6 protein-coding genes and 1 pseudogene are annotated in these 13,042 nt (G+C 39.3%); 3 read left to right on the top strand and 4 right to left on the bottom strand.

From position 1 onward, the window contains the following. Together AAHJ11_RS18540 and AAHJ11_RS18535 are read right to left on the bottom strand one after the other, a co-directional pair. Positions 1-1,779, bottom strand: coding sequence for a RagB/SusD family nutrient uptake outer membrane protein (locus tag AAHJ11_RS18540; RefSeq protein ID WP_234133837.1), 1,779 nt, complete (start codon positions 1,777-1,779; stop codon positions 1-3). 11 nt (positions 1,780-1,790) lie between these two features. Further along, positions 1,791-5,354 (bottom strand): TonB-dependent receptor, encoded by a 3,564-nt coding sequence (locus AAHJ11_RS18535; RefSeq protein WP_413579986.1) that lies wholly within the window; start codon positions 5,352-5,354, stop codon positions 1,791-1,793. A 328-nt stretch (positions 5,355-5,682) separates the two neighbouring features. Between AAHJ11_RS18535 and AAHJ11_RS18530 the strand changes: the two genes are divergently transcribed. Continuing rightward, complete coding sequence (locus AAHJ11_RS18530) at positions 5,683-6,270, top strand: RNA polymerase sigma-70 factor (RefSeq protein WP_148367145.1); 588 nt, start codon at positions 5,683-5,685, stop codon at positions 6,268-6,270. A gap of 53 nt (positions 6,271-6,323) precedes the next feature. Continuing rightward, positions 6,324-7,367 carry a FecR family protein gene (locus AAHJ11_RS18525; protein WP_413579985.1) on the top strand — a complete coding sequence of 348 codons (1,044 nt, stop codon included), beginning with the start codon at positions 6,324-6,326 and terminating at the stop codon, positions 7,365-7,367. Positions 7,368-7,524: 157 nt separating this feature from the next. Here the strand turns inward: AAHJ11_RS18525 and AAHJ11_RS18520 are convergent, their stop codons facing one another. Together AAHJ11_RS18520 and AAHJ11_RS18515 are read right to left on the bottom strand one after the other, a co-directional pair. Further along, positions 7,525-9,723 (bottom strand): GH92 family glycosyl hydrolase, encoded by a 2,199-nt coding sequence (locus AAHJ11_RS18520; protein WP_195650400.1) that lies wholly within the window; start codon positions 9,721-9,723, stop codon positions 7,525-7,527. A gap of 32 nt (positions 9,724-9,755) precedes the next feature. Then, a pseudogene (locus tag AAHJ11_RS18515) lies at positions 9,756-11,029 on the bottom strand (histidine-type phosphatase). 230 nt (positions 11,030-11,259) lie between these two features. Between AAHJ11_RS18515 and sppA the strand changes: the two are divergent. Then, positions 11,260-13,038, top strand: coding sequence for a signal peptide peptidase SppA (sppA, locus tag AAHJ11_RS18510; RefSeq protein WP_074558579.1), 1,779 nt, complete (start codon positions 11,260-11,262; stop codon positions 13,036-13,038). The last annotated feature ends 4 nt before the right edge of the window (positions 13,039-13,042 follow it).

Below are 13,042 nucleotides of genomic sequence, written 5' to 3'. Positions count from 1 at the left end.
TTAATTATTCCATCCTTCATTTTGTACTAAATTTGAGTTTTTTTCCATCTCCGAAGCAGGTACCGCCCATTTCCAAAGATAATCGCCACCCCACATATAAGAATAGGTAGTATTTCCCCAGACTTCCATTAGCCCGTTACCCTCATAAAACTTTTTCTCTTTCCAGGTTCCCCATCGAAGTTCATCAAAAAACATATATTCTTCAAAGGCTAATTCCCAATATCGTTCTTTGCGGATACGTTGGCGCATATCATCCAAACCTTTTACTGTTGTATAATCATTAGAATTCAAAGCCTGCGCTCCTACTCTGTTACGAACATCATTCACATACGGGATAGCTTCTTCCCATTTCCCTTGTTCGGTCAAAGCCTCAGCCAAATTTAGAAGTACATCTGCATAACGAATTAATGGAATATCAATCGGAGAACGCTCCATTATTGTATGTTCCGTACCTTCATACACAAACTTACGGATCAAATAATAAAATTTATCATTAGTATCTGTCCGAATATCATAAGGTTCCGCATCATCAGCTCCTCGATATGGCCAACGTAATGTATATGAAATAGCAGAGCCAGTTACACCTCCCAAATATGTAGCATAAGGAGTTATTACATTCATAGCCAGACGTGGATCCCTATTAGCATAAGCAGCTTTAATACGTGCTTCATTACCATCGGGAAGATACTGCTTCATATCAGCACCATAACTCCCCATTATTTTAATTTCTCCATCGGTTAGATTGTCCCTTAAAAAAAATACAGAACGTTCCCTCGGAGTCATTGTAGAATAACCGGGCAAATAATCATCCCAACTGAACGGTTTACCATCCACACATTCATAACTATCCACAAAAGCTGGATTCGGCAGATAATTATTCCATCCGGAGCCACTCGTTGTCCGATTGCCAAAAGCCCAATTAAATACAGACCCGTAACCTGATGGATTCTCTATACAAGGAATAGTAAATATCATTTCATCACAACGTTCATTAGCTTCTTTAAAAAGAGCCTTATAATCTCCGAATAATGAATACCCCATTTTAGTAATTGCCCTGAAATCGTCCTCTGCCTTATCATATTGTTTCAGCCACAAATAAGTTTTCCCCCGCAATGAATAAGCAGCAGCTTTAGTTATCCGTCCATACTCAGAGCTACTGGCAGCATATTTTTCTGGTAAATTAGATTCCTCGACACAAGCTGTTAAATCTGTCAACACTGCATCCCAGATTTCCTGTTCCGTAGAACGCCCTTTAATGCATTCCTCTGCAGTCACAGGCTCCAGATAAAGCGGAACTCCTCCCCATAAAATATTCATCCGATAATAGTTGTAAGCCCGAAGAAACTTACATTCTGCAATATATTGTGCCTTTTTCCCATCACTCATACCCGGTGTCTTTTTTATATTGGCTATTACATCATTAGCTCTGTGAATTAATTCATAGTAACGCTTCCAAGCTGAAAGAAACTCTGTTGATGAAGGAGTAGCTACGCCAAAAAGTGTCGGTGTATGCCAAATCCAATTACGATCCATATCCATTATACTGGAACGATAATCATAAAAATGCAAATCACCGTCGTACCCGCTATTTGTCGCATAGTCGGTTCTTAGAGCATTATACACTCCATTCACAACTTGAACTGCCAAATCTGCGTTATCCCAAACTCCGGCTGTAGATATAACATTAGCCGGTTTCGTATCTAAGAAGTCTGCAGAACAAGCATAGACAAACAACATTAATATACCTCCAAATGTAATAATCGAGATAGTCTTTTTCATTGTTGTACAGATTAAAAATTAATATTAATACCTAATGCTAACTGACGCATTGTAACATACCCCATACCAGTCTGCATTTCCGGATCCATGCCAGAAAATTTAGTGATAGTCAGCAGATTCTCACCCGAAAAATATATACGTACTTTATTGGCATAAAACTTCTGTGTCCATGCCTGTGGAAGTGTATAACCAATAGTCAGATTACGTAGCTTCAAGAAGTTTCCTTTTTCAAGATGCAGCGTACTAGCTTCTGTAGCCTGATTAGTTTGGTTAAGTGTCAAACGAGAGTTTTTCGAATATAAATTGGTACGAGGATCATTGGGATTCTCCGGATCATAAAAATAATGATCTTTTTGAAGTTCTTTCGACAGTCCATAACCCAAAATTGTGGATGTAGAATTCTGTCCTACCGAATACCAATAAATAGAAAATCCTGCTGCCCCTTGCCAATTCATAGAAACATCAAATCCCTTCCACGTTACTGCTCCTTGTAATCCATAATAATATTTCGGAACGGATGATACCTTCTGAAATTTCTTATCATAATCATTCCCATAAAGTCCATCTCCATTTATATCTGCATAAATATAGTCACCATACCATAAATTGGCCTTCCCAATCTTCTGGTTAGGATAAAACACATAACCCTGATCTTGCATCGCTTTCAACCACTGCATATCTTGCTCTGTACGAATCATCCCATCTTTAGGACCTCCGGCAGGATTAACCAATCCATTGTTAAAAAAGTAAGTAGCATCTCCTTTATAAGGTTCCTTTAAATAATATTCATTTATGATATGTCCCTCAATTATCCTGTTATCTCCTCCATCAGAAACATCCCCTAAATTTGATTTATAGATATAATTACCATTTTCATCATACTCCCAACCTTTTTTTAAGGCTCCTTTAAATTTACTAACAAGATTCTTGTTATAAGAGAAATTTCCAGAGAAAGAGTAGGACCATTCATCGACACGGTCATTCCAATTTAATGTGAACTCAACACCCTTATTAGTAACCTCTGCATAATTTTGCCGAGCCGGTGTCTTGTTTCCCATAGTTGCATAAACGCCCGGACGATAAAGAATACCATCAGTTACTTTATTATAAATATCAAACTCTCCTACCAATCTATTATTCAAAATAGCAAAATCCAGTCCGATATTAGTCTGCGTAACACTCTCCCAACGTAATTTCTGGTTAGCAATCACAGTCTGTGCCAATCCTGAAGTTAACTTATCTCCAAAAATGTAATTACTCCCTGAATAAGTAGCTTGCCACTCATAGTCTCCAATACTATTATTACCTAATTTCCCCCATGACAACCGTATTTTTAGATTATCAAAAGGTGAACCCTGCATAAACGATTCTTCAGAAACACGCCACCCCCCAGAAAAAGACGGAAAGAATCCCCAACGGCTTTCCGGTGCGAAACGAGAGGAACCATCATAACGGGCATTGACCTCAAACAAATACCTACTTTTATAAGCATAAGTCAAACGACCGAAAAAAGACCGGGAAGTATTTTCCCAAGTAGTCCCTGTTATGTTACTCAATTCCGTATACGTAGACAAGTCAGTCAGACTAGCATCGGCAGCTCCTTGCTTGGCCATATCCGTATTAAATCCCCAATTACGTATAGCCTCATAACCAACAAGTGCTCCCAAATCATGTTTACCAAAACTTCTAGTCCAATCCAACGTCTGTACAAAACGCCATCTTTTCGACTCTTCCGAATAAACAGCCTTCGACATGTTTTCCAAGGTTGTAGGTTGTTCTACTAACTTACCTCTTCTAAAACTATATCTCCCAATTTGTTTGGAAAGCCAGTCTGCATCATGTCGATAACGCATATAGTCAAACTCTACATGATATACAAAATCTTTGAGAATTGTTGCATCAGCAAACATAGAAGTATTTAATTGTTCATATTTAAAAGAACCACCCGAAGAAGCTAATAAATGAAGAGGATTAGAAGACGTCGGATCTTCTTCCACAGCTTCGGGAAGTCCTAATTTTCCATCATATTCAGGATAAATATCCGGCGGAAGTTTCTGCCCATGTATTCCACCTGTAAAAGCATCTACCTCATTACGGTCCTGGTCTGTATGATAGCCATGTGAACGGTTGCCTATCTGTAACCAATCTTTCACTTTTACAGTAATATTTGAGCGTATATAATATTTCCGTAGTCCTGTATTTTGCACCAATCCTGGATTATCCAGAAAAGAACCAGAGAAATTATAATTCACATTATCAGAAGCACCAACAACAGAAATTGTGTGTTCACTCATAATTTTATTTTGAAACAGTTCCTTATACCAATCTGTATTTGGATAAGCGACATAGTTAGGATAACCTGATTCCGTAAGTTCATTTGGATTCTTTTCTGCCTCTCTCCATTCGTTTATTGTATTTTGACTGAAAATATCACTTTGCCCGATATTTCGTGCAGATTCATTCATTAATTCGAAATAATCGGCGCTATTACTCACAAGCTGAATTAGATTCGACGGTTTATTCAAAGAAAATTTCCCCGAATAATTCACTGATGTTTTTCCTTTTTTTCCTTCTTTAGTGGTAATCATTATAACGCCATTTGCCCCGCGATTACCATAAATAGCACATGAAGCTGCATCCTTTAAAATGGAAATGGAGGCAACGTCATTAGGATTAATATCATTAAATGATAATTCCATTCCGTCAACCAACACCAAAGGATTAGAATTATTCAAAGTACCAACACCACGAATGCGTATAGTCGCCATATCACTATTGGGTTTACCAGATAACTGCAAAGTCTGCACTCCAGCACTCATTCCGGACAATGCCATTGAAAGATTAGTCAAAGGACGAGAATCCAATTCTTTTTCAACATCAATCGTTGAAACGGCTCCTGTTAAGTTTATTTTCTTTTGCGTTCCATAACCTACCACAACAACCTCATCCAATTGTTTTGAATCCTCTTTCATCGTCACGTTCAACGTCATCGGCCTGGTTATTTTCTGCGTATATGTAGTGTAACCTATTGAAGTAAATTTCAGTGTCGAACCTTCCGGAACCTGCAACTGATAATTGCCGTCTATACCGGTGATGGTTCCTTGAGTCACCCCCTCTATCATCACAGTCACTCCCGGAAGAGTCTCTCCAGATTCGTCCACGACCTTTCCTGTCACCTTGACTGTCGGCTTGTTATCCTGCTGTTGAGATGAAACCTTGTTTAATACAATCTGGCGTTTTTCAATCGTATAAGATACTCCTTCGCCTTTAAAAAGTTTATCCAGTACCAGAGTCATCAGTTCATTCTTCACAGAAATGCTTACTATACGGCTAACATCAACAATATCTTTGTTATACAGGAAGCGATATTCTGTCTGATTTTCGATACTAGTCAAGACCTCCTCTACAGTCACGTTCTTCAGTCGTAATGTAATTTTGGCGGATTGTGCAAGGATAGGTATACTGACGGCTTGCAGAGCTATACAAAACAACCATATAGCACAAATTCTCCCCATTTTTACATTCGCAGGTACATTAATTCTCTTTTTCATTTTTCTAATTGAAATAAGTTTCATACCTTTACATGTTTGGTTATTGGTTCTACAAATAAGTTGATTAACGAATAACTGAATCTTTGGAAAGGAAGGTGAGTCAGACCTTCCTTTTTTATCAGTTTTTTCGGAAGTAAGATTCACTGATTATGTCTTTCCCATGGCTTGTATTATTTAAAGGTTAATAAATGTGTTTTTCTCTCGTAGCTATCAATAAGACGTTTCTAAAAATAAAAGCCACATTCCATATCACATTATTTTTTCATCCTGACTATTTTTTCATCAAACTATCGTTTATCCCAAATAATCTTTCTATTTTTACCCCCAACAATAGAATCTCTACTACAATACTATGTCAAATATCCAACAACAGACTTCCGACGACCGTTTTCTGGTAATAGCACTGAAAAAGGATGATAAACAGGCTTTTACCCGATTATTCCATGCCTATTATAAAGATCTGGTGTTGTTTGGCGGTACTTACATTCCAGAGAAATCTACCTGCGAGGATATTGTACAGAATATCTTTCTCAAATTATGGAATGACCGGAAAACACTGGAAATTGAGAATTCACTAAAATCATATTTACTGAAAGCAGTCCGGAACTACTGTCTGGATGAATTGCGCCATCGCAGGATTATAGATGAACACGTTGCTTATGAACTTAAATCGGGCTCTATAGATATAGATACAACGGAAAACTACATACTGTACTCCGATTTATGCCGGCAACTCAAAAATGCATTGGAGCAATTACCTCCCCAGGAAAGAGAAGTATTTGAAATGAGCCGGTTAGAAAATATTAAATATCAGGAAATAGCCAATCGCCTCAATATCTCTGTCAGAACAGTGGAAGTACGCATCAGCAAGGCTTTGAAGCAGCTTCGCTTTTTATTAAAAGATTTTTATTTGCTACTTCTCTTCTTTCTTTTCCACTAATGGATGTGGGATTTTCTTTCTGAAACGTCTATTATATATAAGGTAAAATGCATATGATAAATAAAGATTCAGACATAGAAATTATAATTTCCAAATATCTCTCGAAAGAGGCTACACCAGAAGAAATAAAGGTACTGGAAGATTGGATATCGGCTACTCCCGAAAACTACAGGAGCTTTCTGTCACAAAAGAATGTGTGGGAAGTCAGTCACCCGGCTTTTAATCCGGAAGAGATAGATGTGGACAGCGCGCACAGAAAAGTTATGGAGCAGATTCTTCATCAAAATCAACCGGCAGCGGTCCGTCCTAAGTTATCTTTCCTGCACTACTGGCAGCAAATTGCAGCTATCTTACTTCTTCCTCTACTGATATTATCCGCTTATCTTTATTTTAGGCCAGCTCAACAAATTGCGGAAACTTATCAGGAGTTATTCACTCCTTACGGCACTTGGTCGGTAGTGAATCTGCCCGACGGCTCTAAGGTTTGGTTAAATGCCGGAAGTTCTCTAAAATATCCTACTCAATTCAATGATAAGCAAAGAGTGGTTTCAATGCAAGGTGAAGCCTATTTTGAAGTAGAATCCGATAAGGAACATCCTTTCATCGTACAAACGAAAGAACTGACTGTAGAAGCTACCGGCACAGCATTCAATGTGAACGCATATACTTCGGACAATGTAACAGCTGTGACATTAGTAAAAGGAAAGGTAGCAGTAACTTTTGACAAGAAAAAAACAATTTCCCTTTCACCGGGAGAGAAGATTGACTATAATCTGGTAACTTCTTTGTATAACGTCAACAAAACCAATACTTACAAATGGTGCTCATGGAAAGATGGAGTACTCATTTTTAGAGACGATCCACTGGAATATGTATTCAAGCGTTTGGGGCAAACTTATAATGTGGAGTTTATTTTGAAAGATGCCGAATTAGGAAAATATTCCTATAAGGCGACTTTTGAGGGTGAATCTTTGAATGAGATCTTACGCTTGCTCGAAATGAGTGCACCCATCCAGTGCAAAGAAGTCAGTAACCGTAGTAACAATAGCGAGAAGTTTGAAAAGCAACGTATAGAGGTGAGCAAGACTGTGCAATAATAAGCAAAGAGGGTTCCGACTGATTCAAAAAGGCGTTTCCGTATGCTTTAAAAAGGATATTATTCTCACCATATTGAGAATAAATTCTCATAGTAATGAGAAAAGTTTCTCACTGTGATGAGAATTTTTTCTCATCACAGTGAGAATACTTGAGAATTTACTTCATCTTATACACCAGTGTACCACCTTTTACAATCTCTTCGTGTGAGATTGTTTTCTTCGTATATGGTTCACCATTCAATGTAATACTATCTACATATTTATGTTCTTTCGATAGATTCTCTGCAATAATTGTGAAAGTCTTACCATCAGCCAAATGCAAAGTCATCTTCGGTAATTGCGGAGCACCGAATACATATTCCGCACTCACCGGATCTACCGGATAGAATCCCATCGCACTAAGCATATACCAGGCAGACATCTGTCCGCAATCATCGTTCCCACAAAGTCCGTCAGGTTTGTTCTTGTATTGAGTATCAAATATTTCACGAACCAGTTCTTGTGTACGTTCCGGACGACCTGCCAGTGCATATAAATAAGTAACATGATGACTTGGCTCATTGCCATGAGCATACTGCCCAATCAATCCGGTAACATCTGCCAAACTCTCTCCTTCCAGTTGAACTGTAAACAAAGAATCCAGTTTATTCAAGAAAGGCTCTTCACCGCCAAACAACTGGATCAATCCCGGTACATCATGTTGTACATGCCAGGTATATTGCCATGCATTTCCTTCTGTATAATCTCCACCGATACTTTCAGAATGTCCTAGTGCACTTGGGTTAAATGGAGCTTTCCAAGTTCCGTCAGCCTTGCGCGGACGCATGAACTTCGTTTGCGGATCGAACATATTCTTATAATAATCAGCACGTTTTGCAAAATATGCCGCATCTTCCTCTTTACCCATACGACGTGCCATATCGGCAGCAGCATAATCATCATATACCGATTCTAAAGTAGAAGATACAGATTCAGCTTTTATCAGGTCTGTCGGGAAATAACCATATTTTGTATAAACTTCCCAATCGGACTTCAACGGATGAGACACCGTCTGCGTCTTCTTTATTATATTGAAAGCACGTTCAGCATCAAAACCGCGGAATCCTTTACGATAGGCTTCGGCAATAACTGATACGCCGTGATTACCAATCATACAGAAATTCTCCTTCCCCCACAATCCCCAAATGGGTAAGAAGCCTTGCACTTCACCTTGTTCAATGAGAGAATTAACAAAGCCATCCACACGTTCGGGAATCATTAATGTATAAAATGGATGAGCGGCACGATAAGTATCCCACAAAGAGAACGTGGAATAGAAAGTACCCGTTCCGGCTTTTACTATAGAATCGGCGGCATTGCGATACATACCGTCAACATCTGAAATCTGATTGGGTTGAATCAATGCATGATAGAAACAAGTGTAGAAATTAGTTTTTTCATCATCCGTACCGTCTATTTCAATACGACTCAAATAGTTATTCCATTCATTATGGGCAGCAGTCTTCACTCCTTCAAAATCCCAGGCAGGAATTTCTGCTTCCAGATTCTTTTTAGCCCCATCTACACTGGTGGTAGAAAGAGCCACTTTCATCATCAGCTCGTCTCCCGGTTGCATATCGAAAGAGGCAATAATACGTTTGCCTTTTTCTGTCTCTCCCATCGGAAGATAAATCGAATCGACTACCGGACGGTTGAATTTCATCACAAAGAAATAATCCTGATTCACCCATACCGTATTATTGACATGTCCTGTCAGTGTCTGCGCATCTTCCCAATTTACTTCGCAACTGTTGACCTGTGAATGATATTGCTCTTCTCTCCATGCAGGACCATGCTGCAGGTCGATCAATATAGAGGCAGAATCCGCTTTATGATAAGTATAGCGGTGGAGGGCAGCATGGATAGATGCTGTCAGTTCCGCTTTCACCTGTGGATCGGAAAGTTCCGCAGTGTAATATCCCGGAGTAGCCGCTTCTTTGTCTTTAGGGAAATGACTACGATAAGCATCCCACGCACGGACACGTGTACCCGTGACCGGCATCACTAGAATATCGCCTAAATCCATACAGCCTGTTCCATTCAGATGTGTCTGTGTAAATCCCCAAACCAGAGAATCCTCATAAACATATTCAGAACAGTAACGCCAACCGACTGCACCAGTCACAGGGCTGGTTTGTATCATACCGAAAGGATAACATGCGCCGGGAAATGTATGCCCGTTGTCTGCGCCACCGATAAAGGTATTAACGTATTGAGTATAATCTTTTGTATCCGTCTTTTCAGCCGGAGTACAAGAAGAATAAAAAAACAAGCCTGCTGCCAGAGTTGCAGCCATAAAAGGGGTTTTTCTTCTCATGGTAAATATAATAATGTTAAGTTAATGTCGCATTATATATGCTGATATTTATCTAATTTTTCACGATAGTAGCTTTCTACATCTTTCCAGTGGTAATAAGGAGCTACGTCTGTTTTCACCGGTAGTTTAGTTTCCTTTTCATTAAGTAATACTTTTACCAATACATCGTTACTTCCTTTTTTATGGAAAAAGACGAATTGCACGTTACTAGCCATCGGGAAAATATCATACGCTCTCCATTGTTCGGATAACTTTTCTACATCAGGGTAAGATTCTCCATAATGATTCAGTTCCAATAAAGCGACTAACGGTAACAGACAAGACTCATGACCAAATCTCAAAGTGGCCTGGTTCTTACCTTCTTTCAAAGCAGCATCTGCCCTATCTAAAATATTACGCAACAAGTCGGCTTCCCGATAGGGCATCAAACCATCCGTTACAGGAGAACAAGCGTGTGTCAGATACCAATATAAGTTGTTACAACTCCATAGATCATAACACTCTTCATCTGTGAAAAGAGAATATAGCTGCATATCTGTATCATGACTCTGCATATTACAAGCCAAATCAAAAAGACGTCTCATCAGGCGCGCTTCATCAACATTTGCTTTTACATACGCTTCGTCTGTAAACAATGTTTTCATCAAGCGTTGCGGACGTACATGGGTAGCTTCAAAATCTTTCTGAACCTTTTTCACTTTATCGGAACCAGCTATTTTACTCAAATCCTTGGCAGGAGGATTCATGTAATACATATCATGGTAACTTGCATCATTCTTGATACATAAATTAGGATTCATCGCCTGCAATTGGAGACATTCGGATGTCATGGATAAAATACACCGGATACAACTGTGGAACGGGCATCCACTTCTGTTCCATCAGCAAATATCTGTGGGAAATTAGTATACATACGCTTTGCAATTCCTCGGTGTTGGCGTGCTCCCACCGAAGTCAGTTCACCAAGACGACCTTCTGCCATATCAGCCATGCGCAAAACAATATCCAGTGTGTTTTTACCTGTTGCGGTTAGTTTGTTTAAAGAGTCGGCTTTTAATAAAGTTTGCTTTGGAAAACGATAATCATTCGGATCAATCAGATACCGTGAGCCATGACGCATATATGTGCTGATATAAAAAGGTTCGTACCCCTTAGGAGCAGCTGTCTGCTTAGCAGTAGGCGTAGGATATGCATAATAATTATTAGCGGATAAATACCGGTTTGCACGGATCTCTTCACGAGCAGTTTGCGCTTGTACCGTCCATACAAACAAGAGTAGTAAAAGAATAGACGTGAGTTTTTTCATGATAGTATTATTCAATGTATTAATAGTTGTGCCACAAAATTAGAGATTTCTTCTCATTTAAAGGGATTTGATACAGACAAATATACTTAAATCTTAAATGGAGGAAGTTCCTTTTTATGTGGATTCGCTGTGATAAAACAAAAATTCGTACGACTTATTGAACAAATATCAACTCAATTATTTATCTTTGTTAGCTTAATAACAAGCTGGCGCAAAAAACAATAAGTATAATGAAAGATTTCTTGAAATTTACACTTGCCACGGTGACAGGTATCATTTTGTCAAGTATTGTATTATTTATAATCAGCATGGTAACGTTGTTTGGCATCATGTCTGCTTCGGACACAGAAACAATCGTAAAAAAGAATTCTGTAATGATGCTCGACTTAAACGGAACGTTGGTTGAACGTACGCAAGAAGATCCGCTAGGTATTTTATCACAGTTGTTGGGTGACGGATCTAACACATACGGACTGGACGATATTCTTTCTTCCATCCAGAAGGCTAAAGAAAACGAAAATATTAAAGGGATTTATCTGCAGGCAAATTCATTAGGCACCTCCTATGCTTCTTTACAGGAAATCCGTAACGCACTGCTCGACTTCAAAGAAAGTGGAAAATTCGTTATTGCTTATGCCGACTCCTATACGCAGGGACTTTATTATCTTTCCAGCGCAGCCGATAAGGTGTTGCTCAATCCCAAAGGAATGATTGAATGGCGGGGTATCGCCTCTGCTCCCCTGTTCTACAAAGATCTGCTGCAAAAAATAGGAGTTGAGATGCAAGTGTTCAAGGTGGGAACTTACAAATCTGCCGTAGAGCCGTTTATTGCTACGGAAATGAGTCCTGCCAACCGCGAACAGGTTACCACATTTATCACTTCTATCTGGGGACAGGTTACGGAAGGGGTATCTACTTCACGTAATATTTCTGTAGACTCACTGAATGTTTATGCAGATCGCATGCTCATGTTCTATCCGGCAGAAGAGAGTGTAAAATGCGGATTGGCTGATACTCTGATTTATCGCAATGATGTGCGCAATTATCTTAAGAAATTGGTAGAGATCAATGAAGATGATAATCTTCCTATATTAGGATTGGGCGACATGATGAACGTAAGGAAAAATGTGCCGAAAGATAAAAGCGGTAATATCGTAGCTGTTTATTATGCATCCGGTGAGATTACAGACTATCCGAGCTCTGCAACTTCCGAAGATGGGATTGTCGGTTCGAAAGTCATTCGTGACTTGCGCAAATTGAAGGATAATGATGATGTGAAAGCTGTTGTACTCCGTGTCAATTCTCCAGGTGGAAGTGCTTTCGCCTCGGAACAAATCTGGCATGCTGTGAAAGAGCTGAAAACAAAGAAACCGGTCATTGTCTCTATGGGTGATTATGCTGCGTCAGGAGGTTACTATATCTCTTGCGTTGCCGATACGATTGTTGCAGAGCCTACTACCCTGACCGGTTCTATCGGAATCTTCGGTATGATTCCTAATGTGAAAGGATTGACTGATAAAATCGGTTTAAGTTATGATGTCGTAAAAACGAATAAATACGCTGATTTCGGAAATATCATGCGTCCGTTTAACGAGGATGAGAAATCATTGCTTCAAATGATGATAACTGAAGGATATGATACCTTTGTAACTCGTTGTGCCGAAGGACGTCACATGACGAAGGAAGCTATCGAGAAGATTGCTGAAGGTCGCGTATGGACTGGAGAAACTGCTAAAGAACTGGGATTAGTAGACGAGTTAGGTGGTATTGACAAGGCACTGGATATTGCTGTTGCAAAAGCTGGTATCGAAGGTTATACCGTTGTGTCTTATCCGGAGAAACAAGATTTCCTGTCTTCCCTGCTTGATACGAAACCGACGAATTATGTAGAATCACAATTACTGAAAAGTAAATTAGGAGAGTACTACCAGCAATTCGGTTTACTGAAAAATCTGCAAGAACAATCCATGATTCAGGCACGTATTCCGTTCGAACTGAATATTAAATAAACCG

Origin of the sequence: Bacteroides sp. 90-K9/2 (assembly GCF_047310725.1) — a bacterium.
Taxonomy (GTDB): domain Bacteria; phylum Bacteroidota; class Bacteroidia; order Bacteroidales; family Bacteroidaceae; genus Bacteroides; species Bacteroides vicugnae.
This window is presented reverse-complemented; position numbering and strand designations above follow the sequence as displayed.